Here is a 17,728-nt window from a genome sequence, read left to right as displayed (position 1 = left end):
GGCAACTTCCAGCCCCGCAGGCCGCTCTCCAGCAATCCGGGGCGCCCCCTCCCCCGACCAGGAAAGGAACGAGAAGAACGTGACCCGTCAGGACGGGGCCGACGCCAACGGCACCGACCCCCAGAAGCTCTGGCTGAGCCCCGGCAACCGGGGCAGAGGGCGCAAGCCCGCCTTCACCCGTGAGGCGATCACGGCGGCGGCCGTATCGGTGGCCGACGCCGAGGGCCTGGAGGCCGTCACCATGCGCCGGGTCGCCTCCGAGGTCGGGGCCGGTGTGATGTCCCTCTACAGCTACGCCCCCGACAAGGAGACACTGCTGGAGCTGATGGTCGACCACGTCAGCGGCGAACTTCCGACGGCGGAACCCCTCACGGGTGACTGGCGCACCGACCTCAAGGCCATCGGCCACCTCCAGCGCGCCCTGATGCTCCGTCACCCCTGGCTCCCCGCCGCGTTGTACGCGCGCCGCTCCCTGGGCCCGCACGCGCTGGCCTTCCTGGAACGCGCGCTCGCGGCGCTGCGGCCCAGCGGGCTGGACGGTGCGGCGAAGCTGGAAGTCTTCGCGCAGCTCACCGGGTTCACCGCCACACACGTGACCCACGAGATCGCGCAGGCAGCGGCGGCGCGGGCGCCGGAGCGTGCGGCTGCCGAGGCCCGCTACCTCGCCGCCGTCGCTGCGGACGGCCACCATCCGGAGCTGGCCGAGGCCCTCTCCACACCCGGAAGCGGACGCCTCCTCACCCCCGAAGCCACGTTCACCCGGTTCCTCAACCGCCTGATCGACGGCCTCGACACCGACACCGACACCGCCACCGCCACCGAAACGGGCACGGGCACCCGCACCGACTGAGCCGGAGCCGGCGGGCGGCACGGGCGCGTGGGGCCGCGCGCCGCTCAACGAGTCGCGTACTCACCACCGTTCACATTGAGCACCTGGCCCGTGATGTTGCGGGCCGCAGGGGAGGCGAGGAAGGCGACGGCGCCCGCCACATCCTCGGGGACACCGGGGCGGCCCACGGCGGTCGCGGCGACGAGGGAGTCGCGGCGCTCGGTCGTGAGCTTGTCGCGGAAGAACTCGGTGTCGGCGATGTACCCCGGCGAGACGACGTTCGCGGTGAGACCGCGAGGACCGAGGAGCCCGGCGAGCCCGACGTTCCAGGAGGCGAGGCCCGCCTTGGCCGCACCGTATGCGCCCGAGCCCTTGTCGGCCGCGATGGAGCCGATGTGGATGACCGCTCCCCCATCCGCGAGGCGGGCGTCGACGGCGCGGGTGGTGAGCGCTGCGGTCAGCAGGTTCGCGTCGAGGTTGGCGCGGAAGTCCCGTGCGTAGGCGGCGAGGTCGTCACCGCCGGGAGAGTCGAAGTCGGTCTGGCCACCCGCGTTGTTGACCAGCACGTCGAGCCGGTCGGGCAGTTCGGGCAGGAGCCGCAGCAGCGCGCCGGGCTCGGTGTGGTCGCAGACCACGGCGTGCGCGCCGGTCTCCTTCGCCGCCTCCTCCAGGGGCGCGGCGCGCCTTCCGGTGATGACGACGGTGTCGCCGCGCCCGGTGAAGTAGCGGGCGACGGCGAGGCCGATGCCGGTGGCACCGCCCGTGACAAGAATGCCGCGTGGCATAGAGTGACCTCCGAAGCAGTTTCGTTCAGACCTAAATTTAGATCTGAACGTGAACGTAACACCCGCAGGAGGGGCCATGGCAAGCGAGAAGAATCCCGGGGAACGCGCCTCCGACCACCCCGTGCCGAAGTCCGCACGAGAAGGGCCCGTACGGGAAGGGCCCATCCAAGAGGAGCCCGTACGGGAGGAATCCGTACGGGAGGCACCCGTGCGGGAGGCACGGGAGGGGGCCGTGCAGGGGGAGCACGTGCAGGAGATCGCCGGTGCCTGGCAGCGGGAACGCCCCGGCACCCCGGTCTCCTCCATCGGCATCGTCACCCCGATCTGGAACCTCGCGAAGCTCCTCGGTGACGACCGCCGCCGCGTCCTCGCCCGCGCGGGCGTCGACACCGCGACCCTCGACCTGCTCAGCGTGCTGCGCCGCGCCGGCACCCCCTACACCCTCACGACCCGCGAACTGGCGCGGCGCTCCCTGGTCACGGCGGGCGCCGTCTCCCAGCGCGTCACCCGGGCCGAGCGCGAGGGCCTGGTCACCCGGCGCCCCGGCGAGGGTCGCGGTCGCACGGTGGTGGTCCAACTCACCGATGCGGGGCACGAGTTGGTCGAGTCCACCGTCGACCAGGTCCTCAACCGCGAGGCCGAGCTGGTTTCGGGGCTCACCGCGCCGCAGCAGAGTCAGCTCGCGGAACTGCTGCGGATCCTCCTGCGGGACGTACAGCAGCGGCTGGGCGACGACCGGATCACGCACGTCGGGGAGCCGGGCACCTGAGCGTCACCGACGCCGGTACTGGTACCAGTACCGGTACCGGCACCTCGTTCGGGTGACCGTATGCCAGTTCCCGCCGAACGCTCCGTCACCGTTCATATGGTCCCCTCATGGTCACATCCCGTCATGAGACGGCGCACCGGATCTTCCAGGAACGGCCGGCGCTTCTCGTACCCACCTTCCGGCTGCTGGGGGTCTCGCTGCCGGAGCAGGCGACCGTCGAGGTCGTCAACCCCGGACACCACGGAGCTGAAGCCGGTCGAGCGGCGCGTGGACAGCGTGCTGCGGATCAAGCCCGCCGACGGCGGTACGCCCACCTTGCTGGCGATCGAGGCGCAGAGCGAACCGTCCCCGAAGAAGGCCGCCAGCTGGGCCTATTACACGTCGCACCTCCACGCCAAGCACAACTGCACCGTGCTGCTGGTGGTCGTCTGCCACGACAAGGCCACCGTGGAATGGGCAGCGGGCCCGCACCGGCTCGGCTCGGCGGACTGGACGATACTCACCGTCACTCCGCTTGTTCTGGGCCCGGGCAATGTGCCCCTGATCCTCGATGCCGACGAAGCCGCCAAGGACCTGCCCATGGCGACCTTCGCCGCCATGACACATGGCAAAAGCCCGGACGCACCGGCGATACTGGATGCGCTGGCACGCGCCCTCGGCCGGGCCGACGTCGAATCCCGGAACTACTACTCAGAGCTACTCGAATCCGGCCTCGGGAACACCCCGGCCCAGCGGACCTGGAGAAAGATCATGAAGGTAAACGGCAGCTACTTCCCCGGTCGGGGCACGCTCGTGGAGGAGACGTTCCTCGAAGGCAAGGCGGCGGGACTCGCCGAAGGTGAGGCGCGGGGCGAAGCACGGGGTGAGGTGAAGGGGGAGGCCAGGGGCGAGGCGAAGGGGCGCGCTGCTGAGCGTGCGCGCATGGTCCTCTACGTGCTGGACAACCACGGCGTCACCGTCTCGGACGGCATCCGCAAGCTCGTCTCCGACTGCACCGACCTCGATGTCCTCGACCAGTTGCTGGAGCGCGCCTTCACCGTCACCCGTGCCGAAGACCTGCTCCTCGGCACCCCCACGACCAGCAGCACCCCCACGACCAACATCCCCGCGAGCAGCCCGCGCGCGACCAGCGCCGACGAGGCGTAACTCCCGAGAAAGAACGCGGCGCCTGTCATCCGGTCGGGGACTGGCAGGCGCCGCGTGGGATCCGCACTCCGTTGTACGGAAGCTGGTGGGGAACGCCGGTGGGGAACGGAAGCCGGACCGTTGGGCGTTACCGAGGGTCAGACCGTCAAGGAGCGGTCCGTGGGGCGGATGGGGGCTGGGAGCGCGCTGGGTGCTCCGGTGAGGTGGCGGTCGACCGCCTTGGCTGCTGAGCGGCCCTCGGCGATGGCCCACACGATGAGGGACTGGCCGCGGCCCGCGTCACCGGCGACATAGACGCCGGGGACGTTGGTGGCGTAGTCGTCGTCGCGTGCGACGTTGCCGCGCGCGTCGAGTTCGACGCCGAACTGCTCGACCAGTCCGTTCTCACGGTCGACGCCCGTGAAGCCCATGGCGAGGGTGACGAGCTGCGCGGGGATCTTCCGCTCCGTGCCCTCCTTGGGCGCGGGGCGGCCGTCGGCGAACTCGACCTCGACGAGGTGCAGCCACTGGACGTTGCCGTCCTCATCGCCTTCGAAGTGGGTGGTGTTGACGGAGTAGACCCGCTCGCCGCCCTCCTCGTGGGCGCTCGTGACCTTGTAGAGCATCGGGAACGTCGGCCACGGCTGCGAGGCCGGCCTGTCCTCGCCCGGCTTCGGCATGATCTCCAGCTGGGTGACGGAGGCCGCGCCCTGGCGGTGCGCCGTGCCCACGCAGTCGGCGCCGGTGTCACCGCCGCCGATGACGACGACGTGCTTGCCCTCCGCTGTGATCGGCGGGGCGACGAAGTCGCCCTCCTGCACCTTGTTGGAGAGCGGGAGGTACTCCATCGCCTGGTGGATGCCGTTCAGTTCGCGGCCCGGCACCGGCAGGTCGCGGGCCGTGGTCGCGCCCGCGGCGATGACCACGGCGTCGTAGCGCTTGCGCAGCTTCTCCGCGTCGACGTCGCGCCCGATCTCCACGCCCGTACGGAACTTGGTGCCCTCCGCGCGCATCTGCTCGATGCGCCGGTTGATGTGCCGCTTCTCCATCTTGAACTCGGGGATGCCGTACCGCAGCAGGCCGCCGACGCGGTCGGCGCGCTCGTAGACGGCGACCGTGTGCCCCGCGCGGGTGAGCTGCTGGGCCGCGGCGAGCCCGGCAGGGCCCGAGCCGATGACGGCGACGGTCTTGCCGGACAGTCGCTCGGGCGGCTGCGGGGTGACGGACCCCGAGTCCCACGCCTTGTCGATGATGGAGACCTCGACGTTCTTGATCGTCACAGCCGGCTGGCTGATGGCGAGCACGCAGGCGGACTCGCACGGCGCGGGGCACAGCCGCCCCGTGAACTCGGGGAAGTTGTTCGTCGCGTGCAGCCGCTCGGAGGCGGCGTCCCAGTCGCCGCGGTAGGCGTAGTCGTTCCACTCGGGGATGAGGTTGCCCAGCGGACAGCCGTTGTGGCAGAAGGGGATGCCGCAGTCCATGCAGCGCCCGGCCTGCTCGCTGATGATGGGCAGCAGGGAGCCGGGAACGTAGACCTCGTTCCAGTCCTTGACCCGCTCCTCGACGGGACGCGACCGCGCGCCCTGGCGGTCCGTGGTCAGAAAGCCCTTGGGGTCAGCCATTGATCGCCGCCTCCATCATCTTCTCGTGGGTCGCGGACTCGGTGAGCCCGTCCCGCTCGGCGGCGTCCTTGGCGGCGAGCACGGCCTTGTAGGTGGCGGGGAGGACCTTGCCGAAGCGCGACAGCGCGCCCTCGGGTCCGTCCCAGTCGGCCAGGAGCGAGGCGGCAACCGTCGAGCCGGTCTCCTCCTGGTGGCGGCGCACCACATCGTGCAGCCAGCGTGCGTCCTCGGAAGACTCCCCATCGAGCGGCTCGACGGCGCCCCGCAGCCCGGCGTTGACGCGGGCCGGGTCCAGGTCGATGACGTACGCGACGCCACCGGACATGCCGGCGCCGAAGTTGCGCCCCGTCTCGCCGAGCACGACGGCGACACCGCCCGTCATGTACTCGCACCCGTGGTCGCCCACGCCCTCGGAGACGACGACGGCACCGGAGTTGCGGACGCAGAAGCGCTCTCCGACGCGCCCGCGCAGGAAGATCTCGCCGCCGGTCGCGCCGTAGGCGAGCGTGTTGCCCGCGATGGTGGAGAACTCAGCGAGGTGGTCGGCCGCCCGGTCGGGCCGTACGACGAGGCGTCCGCCCGAGAGGCCCTTGCCGACGTAGTCGTTGGCGTCGCCCTCCAGGCGCAGGGTGATACCGCGCGGCACGAAGGCGCCGAAGGACTGTCCTGCCGAGCCGGTGAAGGTGAGGTCGACGGTGTCGTCGGGAAGCCCGGCGCCGCCGAACTTCTTGGTGACCTCGTGGCCGAGCATCGTGCCGACGGTCCTGTTGGTGTTACGGATCGCGACCTGGGCCCGTACGGGCTGGGCCGCCTCGGGGGTGTCGGCGTGCAGCGCGTCGGCGGCCAGCTTGATGAGCTGGTTGTCGAGCGCCTTCTCCAGCCCGTGGTCCTGGGCGACGGCCTGGTGCCGCACCGCGCCCTCGGGCAGTTCGGGCACATGGAGCAGCGGCGCCAGGTCGAAGCCGCGCGCCTTCCAGTGGTCGACGGCCCGGGAGGTGTCGAGCAGTTCGGTGTGCCCGATGGCCTCGTCGAGCGTACGGAAGCCCAGCTCGGCGAGGAGTTCGCGGACCTCTTCAGCGATGAACTCGAAGAAGTTGACGACGTGTTCGGCCTTGCCGTTGTAGCGCTCGCGCAGCACCGGGTTCTGGGTGGCGATGCCGACGGGACAGGTGTCCAGATGGCAGACGCGCATCATCACGCAGCCGGAGACGACCAGCGGGGCCGTGGCGAAGCCGAACTCCTCGGCGCCGAGCAGCGCGGCGATGATCACGTCGCGCCCCGTCTTGAGCTGGCCGTCTGTCTGGACGACGATCCGGTCGCGCAGGCCGTTGAGCAGCAGGGTCTGCTGGGTCTCGGCGAGGCCCAGCTCCCAGGGGCCGCCCGCGTGCTTGAGCGAGGTGAGCGGCGAGGCGCCCGTGCCGCCGTCGTGGCCCGAGATGAGGACGACGTCGGCGTGCGCCTTGCTCACGCCGGCCGCCACGGTGCCCACGCCGACCTCGGAGACCAGCTTCACGTGGATACGGGCCGACGGGTTGGCGTTCTTCAGGTCGTGGATGAGCTGCGCGAGGTCTTCGATCGAGTAGATGTCGTGGTGCGGCGGCGGCGAGATGAGGCCGACGCCCGGCGTGGAGTGCCGGGTCTTGGCCACCCACGGGTACACCTTGTGGCCGGGCAGCTGGCCGCCCTCGCCGGGCTTGGCGCCCTGGGCCATCTTGATCTGGATGTCGTCGGAGTTGACGAGGTATTCGCTGGTCACGCCGAAGCGCCCGGAGGCGACCTGCTTGATGCTGGAGCGCCGTGCGGGGTCGTAGAGCCGCTCGGCGTCCTCGCCGCCCTCGCCGGTGTTGGACTTGCCCCCGAGCTGGTTCATCGCGATGGCCAGCGTCTCGTGGGCCTCCTGCGAGATGGAGCCGTAGGACATGGCGCCGGTGGAGAAGCGCTTGACGATCTCGGCGGCCGACTCGACCTCGTCCAGCGGGATCGGTTCGCGGTCGGAGCTGAAGCCGAAGAGCCCGCGCAGGGTCATCAGCCGCTGGGCCTGCTCGTCCACGCGCGAGGTGTACTGCTTGAAGATGTCGTAGCGCCGCTCGCGCGTGGAGTGCTGGAGCCGGAAGACGGTGTCCGGGTCGAACAGGTGCGGTTCGCCCTCGCGGCGCCACTGGTACTCGCCGCCGATGTCCAGGTCGCGGTGGGCCGAGGCGATGCCGGAGGCCGGGTACGCCTTGGTGTGGCGGGCCGCGACCTCCTTGGCGATCACATCGAGGCCCGCGCCGCCGATCTTCGTGGTGGTCCCGTGGAAGTAGGTGTCCACGAACGACTCGTCCAGGCCGACGGCTTCGAAGACCTGTGCGCCGCGGTACGAGGCGACGGTGGAGATGCCCATCTTGGACATCACCTTCAGCACGCCCTTGCCCAGCGCGTGGATGAGGTTGCGGATGGCCTGCTCGGGCGCCAGCTTGTCGGCCCCCGGCAGGAACGTGCCCGCGCTCACCAGGTCCTCGACGGACTCCATGGCCAGGTACGGGTTGACGGCCGCTGCGCCGTATCCGATGAGCAGCGCGACGTGGTGGACCTCGCGGACGTCACCGGCCTCTATCAGCAGCCCCACCTGCGTGCGCTGCTTGGTGCGGATCAGGTGGTGGTGGACGGCCGAGGTGAGCAGCAGCGAGGGGATCGGCGCGTGTTCGGCGTCGGAGTGCCGGTCGGACAGCACGATCAGCCGGGCGCCCGACTCGATCGCGTCGTCGGCCTCGGCGCAGATCTCCCTGATGCGTGCGGCCAGCCCGTCCCCTCCTTCCGCGACCTTGTAGAGCCCCGACAGGGTCGCGGACTTGAAGCCGGGGAGGTTACCGTCGGCGTTGATGTGGATGAGCTTGGCCAGCTCGTCGTTGTCGATCACGGGGAACGGCAGGGTGACGCTGCGGCACGAGGCGGCCGTCGGGTCCAGCAGGTCGCCCTGCGGGCCGAGCGACGAGTGCAGCGAGGTGACCAGTTCCTCGCGGATGGCGTCCAGCGGCGGGTTGGTGACCTGCGCGAACAGCTGGGTGAAGTAGTCGAAGATCAGGCGCGGGCGCTCCGAGAGCGCCGCGATGGGCGAGTCCGTACCCATGGAGCCGATCGGCTCGGCCGCCGAGGCCGCCATGGGAGCGAGCAGGACGCGCAGCTCCTCCTCGGTGTAGCCGAAGGTCTGCTGGCGGCGGGTGACCGAGGCGTGGGTGTGCACGATGTGCTCGCGCTCGGGCAGGTCGGCGAGCTTGATGAGCCCGGCTTCCAGCCAGTCCTGGTACGGCCGTTCGGCGGCGAGGCTCGCCTTGATCTCGTCGTCCTCGATGATGCGGCGCTCGGCGGTGTCCACGAGGAACATCCGGCCGGGCTGGAGGCGGCCCTTGCGCACGACCTTGGCGGGGTCGATGTCCAGTACCCCGACCTCGGAGGCGAGCACGACGAGCCCGTCCTCGGTGACCCAGTAGCGCCCGGGGCGCAGCCCGTTGCGGTCGAGCACGGCGCCGACCTGGGTGCCGTCGGTGAAGGTGACGCAGGCGGGCCCGTCCCAGGGCTCCATCATCGTGGAGTGGTACTGGTAGAAGGCCCGGCGTGCGGGGTCCATGGAGTCCTGGGACTCGGCGCTCTCCCATGCCTCGGGGACCATCATCAGCACGGAGTGCGGCAGCGAACGCCCACCGAGGTGGAGGAGTTCGAGCACCTCGTCGAAGGAGGCGGAGTCGGAGGCACCGGGCGTGCAGACGGGGAAGGTCTTCTCGAACGCCGGGTCGATCTGGGACTCGCGGGCCCGCATCCAGTTCCGGTTGCCCTGCACGGTGTTGATCTCACCGTTGTGCGCGACGAAGCGGTACGGGTGCGCCAGGGGCCAGCTCGGGAAGGTGTTCGTGGAGAAGCGCGAGTGCACCAGCGCGATGGCGGTGGCGAAGCGGCGGTCCGACAGGTCGGGGAAGAACGGCTCCAACTGGCCCGTGGTGAGCATGCCCTTGTAGACGATCGTGCGCGCGGACAGCGAGGGGAAGTACACCCCCGCCTCGCGCTCGGCGCGCTTGCGCAGCACGAACGCGAGCCGGTCCAGGGCCACTCCGCTCCTGGCCTCCCCCGCTTCGGCGTCGGCGGCGTCGGTCACGAAGAGCTGCCTGAGTACGGGCATGGTGGCGCGGGCTCCCGCGCCCAGCAGCTGGGGCGCGACGGGCACCTCGCGCCAGCCGAGGACCCGTAGCCCCTCTTCGGACGCAAGCGTCTCGATCTGTGAGACAGCCGCGGCGGAGGCGTCCGCTGCGTCCTCTGTGTCCTCTTCGGAAGGCAGGAAGGCGATGCCCACGGCATAGGAGCCGGCCTCGGGCAGCGCGAAGGGCACGTTCTCGCGCAGGAAGGCGTCGGGGACCTGAACCAGGATGCCCGCGCCGTCGCCGGTGTCCGGGTCGGAGCCGGTGGCGCCGCGGTGTTCGAGATTACGGAGAACGGTCAGCGCCTTCTCCACCAGATCGTGGCTGGCCTCACCGGTCAGGGTGGCCACGAAGCCGACACCACAGGCGTCGTGCTCGTACCGGGGGTCGTACATCCCCTGCTTGGCAGGGTGGGCGGCCCAATCCGCTGTAGGCACAGCACGCATTGGCTCTCCCGTCGTTTCGTGGCAGTCAGTACATACCGAGGGACGACGTTGGCCCTCTTCAGAACAAATTTCCGTGCAGGTTACAGGATGGCCCACTTCTCGAAAAGTGGATACGGCAGCTCAGCATGCGGACTGTCGTACGGGCGACGAGAGCGCCGTGCACGGAGATGTGGCCCTGTAGGGCCTGCGAAGGGTGGGGGTGGGGTGACCCCGAGGGGAGCGGTTCTCAGATGGGGAACGCCGGCGTCGTTGCCAGCGAGCCTTTCGACTTCTGCCCAACGCTGGGCCAAATGAAACCGCTGAGTAACACGGGGATCATGCATCCCATGCGGTACTCGGCGCCGTGGCCCAGGTCACAGGGCTACGGCGCCGAGTCGATACGGACAAGGCTCGTACCGGCATGGCCCACCCCGACGAGCCCGTTCCGCGTCCATCGCGGGCCCGCCCCGGGTCGGCCCGACCCGGGGTCGGAACGGCACGCGCGGGGGGAACTACGCGCGCGGGAACCAGCGAGTGCGGGAACTAGCAAGTGCGGGACTACGAGTACAGGAAGACGGGCAGCGACTCCAGTTCGTTCTGGGTGAGCACCGGCCGGTTGCGTACCTGCTCCGGGGGCACCGCGAGCCGCATCCCGGGGAACCGGGCGAAGAGCGCGGGCAGCGCGATGGACGCCTCCAGCCGGGAGAGCGCGGCGCCCGGGCAGATGTGCGGGCCGTGGCCGAAGGCCAGGTGCCGCACGGGTGTCTCGCGGCGGATGTCGAAGTTGTCGGCATCGGGCCCGTGCTGCTCCCGGTCCCTGCCGATCGCCCGGTACGACATGACGACACCCTCGCCCTCGCGCACCGTCGTGCCCCCCACCTCGATGTCCTCCGTCGCGAACCGCATCAGCAGATGCGTGGACGGCGACTCCCAGCGCAGGGTCTCCTCGATCACGGCGTCCCAGCCGATTTCCCCTGCCAGCACCAGCCGGAGCTGGTCAGGGTGGGTGAGCAGGGCCCGCACGGCACAGACGATCAGCCCGACGGTGGTCTCGTGCCCGGCCGCGACCATCGCCTCCAGGTTGCCCCTGACCTCCTCGGCCGTCAGCAGTTCGCCGCCCTCGTCGGCCTGGATCAGGGCGCTGGTCAGGTCGTCGCCGGGCTCAGCCGTCTTCTGCCTGACCAGATCGTGATACAGCTCGTCCAGTTCGGCGAAGACCGCGAGGCGCTGGTCCTGCGGGGTCACGGTTGAGAAGAACAGCTCGTACAACTCGTGCAGCCGGGGTTCCAGCTCGGGGTCGACGCCCATCAGCGCGCAGACCACCGACATGGGCAGCGGCAGAGCGAACGCCGCCTTCAGGTCGACGGCCCCGTCACCCGGTCCACCGCCGACCGGTCCGCCGCCGCCCGGCGCGGCTCCGGACGTACCCGCGTGCGCCGCCGCTTGGGACGTACCCTCGTGCGCCGCAGCTCCGGGCCCGCCCGCCCGTTCGGTCGCCTGCGCCGCGCGCTCGGCGAGACCGTCGAGCAGCCGGGCGGTGATGCCCTCGATGAGGGGCCTGCTGGCCTCCAGCCTGCGCGGGGTGATCGCCTGAGCGGTCTTGACCCGTAGCCGCCGGTGCTCGGGGCCGTCCTCGGTGAACATCGACCGGCTCGCGTCGACCAGGCCGATCAGCGGCCACTCCGCCGTCACCGCGCCACTGCGCCACAGGCCCCACTGCTGGATGTCCTTGACCAGCCGGGGATCGGTCAGCAGCCTGCGCGCCTCGGCGTGCGCGGTGATGGTCCAGGCGGGTGCCCCCATCAGGTCGACGCGCACGACGGGCCCCGCCTCGCGCAGCGCCGCCGTCTCCCCCGCGAGGTCCCCGACCATCGGGTCGATCACCATGGGGCACTCCCTCGCGCCGACGGGACACCGGCCCTGCGCCGCCGCTCCTTCGGCCACGGATCCCCCGGTGCCGGCAGACCCGGCGACCGCTTCTCCGATGGGCTGTTCCTGCATCATCTGCCTCCCTGCGCATGGACGGGGGTGAAATGAACCGGCAGCACGGACAGCCCACGCAGGAAGGGCGAGGGGCGTCTGCCCAGGGTCTGCGGCGGGACCGCCAGGTCGATTCCTGGCAGCCGGTCGAGCAGCACCTCGATCCCCGTACGGCAGACGATCTCGGCCATCTCCTGCGCGGGGAACGGGCATTGGAACTCGCCGTGGCTGAAGGCGAAGTGCGCGAAGTTGCTGTTGCGCAGCCCGTCGGCCGGGTCGGCCGCATGGGCCGACGGGTCGGCGTTGGCGCCCCCGAGGCCGAGCAGCAGCATGTCCCCCGCGGCGATGCGCTGCCCGCCGAGCCGGGTGTCACGGGCCGCCCAGCGTCCGGCCAGTATCTGGGTCGGGGTGTCCTCCCACAGGACCTCGTTCATCGCCTCGGCGATGCTGTGCCTGCCGCCGGTCAGCGAAGCGGCGAACCTGTCGTCCGTGAGCATCAGCCGCATCGAGTTGCCGATCCAGTCGGCCATGGGCAGATACCCGGCAGCGGTGAGCGCCATCAGGTCGAGGACGTACTCCTCGTCGGTGAACGTGTCGGGGAAGGCCATCATGTACGACAGCACATCGGCGCCCGGCCGCTGCCGCTTCCGCTCGACCAGCCGGTACATGAGGCCGATGGCCTGTTCGTAGCCGTGGATGGCGTCGGGGCCGCCGTCGGCCATGGCGCCGAGCGTGGAGATCAGCTCGGGCCCGTCGGAGTCGGGGAACCCGAGCACGCGGGCCAGTACGAGGACCGGAAGAGGCTTGGCGTAGGCGGAGATGACCTCGGCCTCACCCGTACCGCAGAAGCCGTCGATCAGCCGGTCGGCCAACTCCTCGGCATGCCGCCGCAGTTCGGTGTGGTCCACGCGCTCCAACGCGCCCTGGACCATGGCGAGATGGCGACGGTGCTCGTCGCCGACGGTGAAGTAGACGGAGGGCTGCCGGCTGCCGACCATCGGCCGCAGCGGCCAGTCCTCCGGCAGGGTGTCCCACTGGTTCCACAGCCCCGCGTCCCGGGGGAAGAGCACCGGATCGGACGTGACCTGGTACATCTCCCGGTAACCGATCACCAGCCAGGCGGGCACATCACCCGGTAGCTCCACGGGGACGACGGAGCCGTGCGCCTGCCGCATGTCGCGGTAGACGGCCTCCAGTTCGGTGTGGAAGCGGGGCCCCATGAGAGGCACGGCGCCCGCGTGCGCGGGGCATCCGCGCGGCGGTGGCGCGGGCGGCACCGCTGAGGCGTGGGGCTGGCTGGTCACGATCGCTACTCCCCTGTGAAAGGCGGCACTTGGCATGCGTGTCCGGTCAATCCCCGTACACCATAGGGCGATTGGGGATCAGTTTGTGGCCGTTCTCTTCCGCCACTCCTTTCCCGTCTCTCTCACGGTCCTTTCCCGGCTCTTTCACGCCGTGCCCGCGCGCTCTTCACGTGTCGCCCGGCTCCGCGCTCCCGCACGTTCATGGCGAACAACCCCTTGACAGAGGGCCGGGGCCCCAGCAATATCTGTAAACGTTTTCAGCTGCTGTAAAGGTTTACAGCAGCCTGGTCATCGCAAAGGGGCGATACGTGATGTCTGACGGCGGACCACCCACCATCGTGTCGATCGCCGAGCGCGCCGGCGTCTCGATCGCCTCGGTGTCCCGGGTCCTCAACGGCGTGGGGGCACGCCCCGACACCGTGCGGAAGGTGGAGCGGGCCGCCACCGAACTCGGCTATGTGCCCAATGCCGTGGCCCAGTCCCTCAAGGGGGGCAGGACCAAACAGCTCACGTTCGCCATGCAGGACATCGGCAACCCCGTCTACGTCGCCATGGTCCGCGAGATCCAGGCCGTCACCAGGACCGCCGGATACCGGCTGCTGCTGCACTCCACCGACGCGGTCATCGAGGACGAACTCGCCGTCGTACGCAGCCTCGGCGACCGTACGAGCGACGGGCTCATCCTCTGCCCGATCCGGATCACGCCCGAGCACGTCGAGGTGCTGAAGAACGCGGCCGGGCCCGTGGTCGTCATCGGCTCGCTCCCCGGTGACGTGCCGGTCGACGCCGTACAGGCCGACTCCATATCCGGCGCCGCGCTCGCGGTGGAACACCTTGCGGCGACGGGGCGGCGCCGTATCGCGTTCATCAACGGTCCCGTCGACACCGTGCCCGGCACCAACCGCAGGCAGGGCTACCTCACCGCGCTGGCCGAGCACGGCCTCGCACCCGACCCCGCGCTGGAGCGCGCCACGTCCTTCGGGCTCGCGGCAGGCCGCGAGGCGATGCTCGACCTGCTGGACTCAGGGGCCGCGCCCGATGCCGTACTCGGCGCGAACGACCAACTCGCCCTCGGCGCAAGCCAGGCCGCGCACGAGCGCGGCCTGCGCATCCCCGAAGACCTCGCCATCACCGGCATGGACGACAGCGATCTCGCCCGCGCCGGCTGGCCCCCGCTGACCAGCGTCGACCTCGGCTCCGAAGAACGCGGCAGGACAGCGGCCCGCATGCTGCTGGAGCGCCTCGCCGGCGCCGTGCCCGACGAGCAGCCGGCCCGCCGCACCACCGCGGCACCCCGGCTCGTCGTACGCGGCTCGACCGACGCCGCCTACGACCACGCTTCCGCCTCCGCTTCGGTGCCCGCTCACGCGTCCGCGCCCACAGGCGCCTCCGCTTCTGCATCCGCGTCCGCGCCCGCGTCCGGCCACGCTTCCGCTCCCGCTTCCGGGCAGGTCGGCGTCAGAGGCGAGGGCCGGTGAAGGGGCGCTCCGCGCGTGAGCGCGTTCCGTTCCGGGGGACGGCGCCGCCCAGGACACCGGCGGCGCGTAAGAGGTATCTCGGCCTCGACAGGGGCGCCTGGTTCCTGCTGCTGCCCGCGCTGATCCCGATTCTCATTCTGAGCGCCGGTCCGCTGCTCTACGCCATCTCGCTGGCGTTCACCGACTCGCAGGCGGGGCGTACGGTCGCCACGCAGTTCGTCGGTTTCGACAACTTCGCCGATCTGCGGCTCGATTCGCTGTTCTGGGAGTCCTTCCGTATCGGCCTGGTGTGGGCCGTGTGCGTCACCGGCTTCCAGCTGCTGCTGGCGCTCGGGCTGGCGCTGCTGCTCAACCAGAACCTGCGCTTCCGCTGGCTGGCCCGCACCCTGGCGCTCGTTCCCTGGGCCATGCCCGAGGTCGTCGTCGGCATCATGTGGCGGCTCGTCTACCACCAGGACGCGGGCATCCTCAACAAGACGCTGCGGCAGGTCGGCATCCTGAGCGAGGGCGGGAACATCGACTGGCTGACCAATCTCTCCCTCGCGCTGCCCGCCGTCATCCTCGTCGGCGTCTGGGCCGGCATGCCGCAGACCACCGTGGTGCTGCTGGCCGGTCTCCAGAACGTGCCCAGGGAGCTGACCGAGGCCGCGCAGCTGGACGGTGCGGGCATCTGGCGCCGGTTCGTCTCGGTGACCTGGCCCGCGGTCAAGCCGGTGGCGATCGCGATCACCGCGCTCAACTTCATCTGGAACTTCAACTCCTTCGGGCTGGTCTACGTGCTCACCCAGGGCGGACCGGGAGGACAGACCAGGCTGCCGATGCTCTTCGCCTACGAAGAGGCGTTCAAGTACGGGCAGTTCGGCTACGCCGCCGCGATGGGCGTCGTGATGATCGCCGTCATCGCGGTCTTCCTGACCGTTTTCCTGCGCAAGCACCTGAAGGAGGACCCCTCATGAGCGCGCTCCCTCCGCGTATCCACCTGGCCCGGGGCACCGGGCGCGCTGCGCAGTACCTCGCGCTGCTCTGCTACCTGGTCTTCCTCGCCTTTCCGCTGCTGTGGCTGATCTCGACGTCGTTCAAGTCGCCGCAGGAGCTGGGCAGGATCGACCCCACCTGGATTCCGCAGCACCCCTCCCTCGACAACTTCAGGGAGGCGTTCGAGGCGCAGCCTCTCGCCCGGTCGGCGCTCAACAGCCTGATCGTCGCGGGCAGCGCCACGCTCATCTCCGTGGCGATCGCCGTGCCCGCCGCCTACATCCTGGTGCGCTACCGCTCCAAGGTGAGCAGCGCGGCGACGGGCTGGGTGCTGGTCAGCCAGATGTTCCCGTTCGTGCTGGTCATCATCCCGCTGTTCCTGCTGCTCAAGAACGTTCACCTGATCAACTCCCTCTCGGGGCTGATCATCGTGTACGTCGTGTGGAACCTTCCGTTCTCGCTCTGGATGCTCCAGGGCTACGTCAAGGCGGTGCCGGTCTCCCTGGAGGAGGCGGCGGCGATGGACGGCGCGAGCCGGTTCCGCACCCTGCGCAGCGTGGTCCTCCCGCTGCTCACACCCGGGCTCGTGGCCACGCTGATGTTCTCCTTCGTCACCGCATGGAACGAGTTCTTCTTCGCGCTGGTGCTGCTCAAGTCTCCGGAGAATCAGACGATGTCGGTCATCCTCACCCGCTTCCTCGGGGCCGAGGGGGTCGCGGACCTGGGTCCGCTGGCCGCAGCCTCGGTGCTCGCGACCATTCCCAGCCTGCTCTTCTTCGCGCTGCTCCAGCGGCGGCTGGCGGGCGGCATGCTGGCGGGGGCGGTGAAGGGCTGATGAAGCGCGTACTCCCCGCGGCCCTCGCCACGCTGCTGGCCACCACGCTCCTCACGTCCTGCGCCGGCGGCGAGGGCGACGACAGCGGAACCGTCACCCTCGACTACTACAGCCTCGCCTGGCAGAAGGAGTCCGTGGCCGCCAACAAGGCGCTCGTCGCGCGCTGGAACAAGACCCACAAGGCGGTCAAGGTCCGCTATGTGCAGGGCTCGTGGGACAACGTCCACGATCAGCTGCTCACCTCGTTCGAGGGCGGCGAGGCGCCCGACATCATCCACGACGACGCCAGCGACCTCACCGACTTCGCGTACGGCGGCTACCTCGCCGACCTGAGCAAGCTCCTCCCCGGCGAGCTGCGCTCGGACATCCCCCGTACCTCCTGGGACAGCACGACGATGAACGGCGGCAAGGTCTACGGCGTGCCCTTCCTCCAGGAGCCGCGGGTGATCATCGCCAACAAGAAGCTGCTGGAGCGCTCGGGCGCGCGCATACCCACCGCCGGGAAGCCGTGGACATGGGACGAGTTCGAGAAGGTCTCCCGCCGACTGACGCGCCCGGGAAAGCGCTTCGGCACCGTCTGGACGATGAAGGAGCCGGTCAAGCAGTCCGTGAACCTGTCGCTGTCGACCGGCGGCAAGGTCTTCACCAAGAAGCGGACCGACGACGGCACGAAGAACGCCGTACGTTTCGACCGTGCGGACTCGGCGGTCAGCCGGCTCATCAACCGCCAGGTCAACAAGGACCGTACGGCCCCCAGAAGCGGCCTCGGCATGGGCGGCTCCGACGCGCTCCCGGGCTTCTTCGCGGGGAAGTACGCCACCGTCCCGCTCAACTTCTCCTTCCGCCAGCAGGTGCAGCAGCAGGCACCCGACGGCTTCGAGTGGACCGTGCTGCCGATGCCGCGTGGCGAGGGTCCGGGCCAGAACGCGCAGGGTGTCGTCCCGCAGACCCTCTCCGTCGCCCAGGAGAGCGAGCACAAGCAGGCGGCTGCCGACTTCATCGCCTACATGTCCAGGCCCGAGCACATGGCCGAACTCGCCAAAGGTGACTGGATCCTGCCGACAGGGAAGAAAGCCCTGAAAGATCCCGAGATCAACAAGAAGAAGGACGGCTGGCGCACCGGCGTCGCCACGGCGAAGACCCTCCGCCCCTCCCCCGCACTCGGCGTACGCGGCTACGCCGAGTGGTCCGACAAGATCGCCACTCCGGCCTTCCAGCGCTACTACAACGGCGACACCTCGCACACGGCACTGTCCGACTCCCTGGTCCACGACGGAAACCTCATCCTCAACCGCTACCAGCGCTGACCCCTGCCCCCTGCGGTCCCGGTGTCCCGGCGCCCGGGTCCCGCACACCGACCGCCTCGCTTCGATCCGCCACGCTCCGACCCCGCCACGCTTCGACCCACACCGCCCCGGCCCACCACGCCACC

At 70.1% G+C, this 17,728-nt stretch carries 12 protein-coding genes; 7 read left to right on the top strand and 5 right to left on the bottom strand.

Annotation, left to right across the window (positions count from 1 at the left end):
* Nucleotides 1–79 precede the first annotated feature (79 nt).
* Entirely contained in the window at nt 80–850 is a 771-nt protein-coding gene (locus NMN56_RS18310; protein ID WP_274041940.1) for a TetR/AcrR family transcriptional regulator, read from the top strand.
* 44 nt (nt 851–894) lie between these two features.
* Here NMN56_RS18310 and NMN56_RS18305 read toward each other — a convergent pair whose 3' ends face one another.
* A complete protein-coding gene (locus tag NMN56_RS18305; protein WP_274041714.1) occupies nt 895–1,614 on the bottom strand; it encodes an SDR family NAD(P)-dependent oxidoreductase in 720 nt (239 codons plus the stop codon).
* 208 nt (nt 1,615–1,822) lie between these two features.
* Between NMN56_RS18305 and NMN56_RS18300 the strand changes: the two genes are divergently transcribed.
* Both NMN56_RS18300 and NMN56_RS18295 read left to right on the top strand, forming a co-directional pair.
* Complete coding sequence (locus tag NMN56_RS18300) at nt 1,823–2,383, top strand: MarR family winged helix-turn-helix transcriptional regulator (RefSeq protein ID WP_274041941.1); 561 nt, start codon at nt 1,823–1,825, stop codon at nt 2,381–2,383.
* Nucleotides 2,384–2,650: 267 nt separating this feature from the next.
* Complete coding sequence (locus NMN56_RS18295) at nt 2,651–3,529, top strand: hypothetical protein (RefSeq protein ID WP_274041715.1); 879 nt, start codon at nt 2,651–2,653, stop codon at nt 3,527–3,529.
* A gap of 137 nt (nt 3,530–3,666) precedes the next feature.
* Here the strand turns inward: NMN56_RS18295 and NMN56_RS18290 are convergent, their stop codons facing one another.
* The 4 genes from NMN56_RS18290 to NMN56_RS18275 all read right to left on the bottom strand — a co-directional run bounded on the left by NMN56_RS18290 (nt 3,667) and on the right by NMN56_RS18275 (nt 13,008).
* Nucleotides 3,667–5,130, bottom strand: a complete 1,464-nt coding sequence (locus NMN56_RS18290) for a glutamate synthase subunit beta (protein WP_274041716.1) — start codon at nt 5,128–5,130, stop codon at nt 3,667–3,669.
* Nucleotides 5,123–9,745, bottom strand: a complete 4,623-nt coding sequence (gene gltB, locus NMN56_RS18285) for a glutamate synthase large subunit (RefSeq protein WP_274041717.1) — start codon at nt 9,743–9,745, stop codon at nt 5,123–5,125. Before gltB ends, NMN56_RS18290 begins: the two co-directional genes overlap by 8 nt.
* Nucleotides 9,746–10,282: 537 nt before the next feature.
* Nucleotides 10,283–11,611: a cytochrome P450 family protein gene (locus NMN56_RS18280; protein WP_274041942.1), complete on the bottom strand. Its 1,329-nt coding sequence runs from the start codon at nt 11,609–11,611 to the stop codon at nt 10,283–10,285.
* Between the two features lie 113 nt (nt 11,612–11,724).
* Nucleotides 11,725–13,008: a cytochrome P450 gene (locus NMN56_RS18275; protein WP_430542620.1), complete on the bottom strand. Its 1,284-nt coding sequence runs from the start codon at nt 13,006–13,008 to the stop codon at nt 11,725–11,727.
* A 311-nt stretch (nt 13,009–13,319) separates the two neighbouring features.
* Here NMN56_RS18275 and NMN56_RS18270 point away from each other — a divergent pair, with 311 nt between their 5' ends.
* Genes NMN56_RS18270 through NMN56_RS18255 form a run of 4 tightly spaced genes read left to right on the top strand, consistent with a single transcriptional unit; the run spans nt 13,320 to nt 17,603 of the window.
* The gene (locus NMN56_RS18270) at nt 13,320–14,486 is read left to right on the top strand and encodes a LacI family DNA-binding transcriptional regulator (protein ID WP_274041718.1); all 1,167 of its coding nucleotides are present in this window, start codon (nt 13,320–13,322) and stop codon (nt 14,484–14,486) included.
* A complete protein-coding gene (locus tag NMN56_RS18265) occupies nt 14,483–15,442 on the top strand; it encodes a carbohydrate ABC transporter permease (RefSeq protein WP_274041719.1) in 960 nt (319 codons plus the stop codon). The genes NMN56_RS18270 and NMN56_RS18265 overlap by 4 nt, the downstream gene beginning before the upstream one ends.
* The gene (locus NMN56_RS18260; protein WP_274041720.1) at nt 15,439–16,296 is read left to right on the top strand and encodes a carbohydrate ABC transporter permease; all 858 of its coding nucleotides are present in this window, start codon (nt 15,439–15,441) and stop codon (nt 16,294–16,296) included. The genes NMN56_RS18265 and NMN56_RS18260 overlap by 4 nt, the downstream gene beginning before the upstream one ends.
* Nucleotides 16,296–17,603, top strand: coding sequence for an ABC transporter substrate-binding protein (locus NMN56_RS18255; protein ID WP_274041721.1), 1,308 nt, complete (start codon nt 16,296–16,298; stop codon nt 17,601–17,603). The genes NMN56_RS18260 and NMN56_RS18255 overlap by 1 nt, the downstream gene beginning before the upstream one ends.
* Nucleotides 17,604–17,728: the final 125 nt, after the last annotated feature.

It is taken from the genome of Streptomyces iconiensis (assembly GCF_028657195.3).
GTDB lineage: Bacteria > Actinomycetota > Actinomycetes > Streptomycetales > Streptomycetaceae > Streptomyces > Streptomyces iconiensis.
Note: the sequence above shows the minus strand (reverse complement) of the source record. Positions and strands in the feature narration are given on the sequence as shown.

What these genes read in the sequence shown, in the direction of transcription:
- NMN56_RS18305 (WP_274041714.1), bottom strand. Translation starts at nt 1,614, where the DNA reads ATGCCACGCGGCATTCTTGTCACGGGCGGTGCCACCGGCATCGGCCTC.
- NMN56_RS18290 (WP_274041716.1), bottom strand. Translation starts at nt 5,130, where the DNA reads ATGGCTGACCCCAAGGGCTTTCTGACCACGGACCGCCAGGGCGCGCGG.
- gltB (WP_274041717.1), bottom strand. Translation starts at nt 9,745, where the DNA reads ATGCGTGCTGTGCCTACAGCGGATTGGGCCGCCCACCCTGCCAAGCAG.
- NMN56_RS18280 (WP_274041942.1), bottom strand. Translation starts at nt 11,611, where the DNA reads ATGGTGATCGACCCGATGGTCGGGGACCTCGCGGGGGAGACGGCGGCG.
- NMN56_RS18270 (WP_274041718.1), top strand. Translation starts at nt 13,320, where the DNA reads ATGTCTGACGGCGGACCACCCACCATCGTGTCGATCGCCGAGCGCGCC.
- NMN56_RS18260 (WP_274041720.1), top strand. Translation starts at nt 15,439, where the DNA reads ATGAGCGCGCTCCCTCCGCGTATCCACCTGGCCCGGGGCACCGGGCGC.
- NMN56_RS18255 (WP_274041721.1), top strand. Translation starts at nt 16,296, where the DNA reads ATGAAGCGCGTACTCCCCGCGGCCCTCGCCACGCTGCTGGCCACCACG.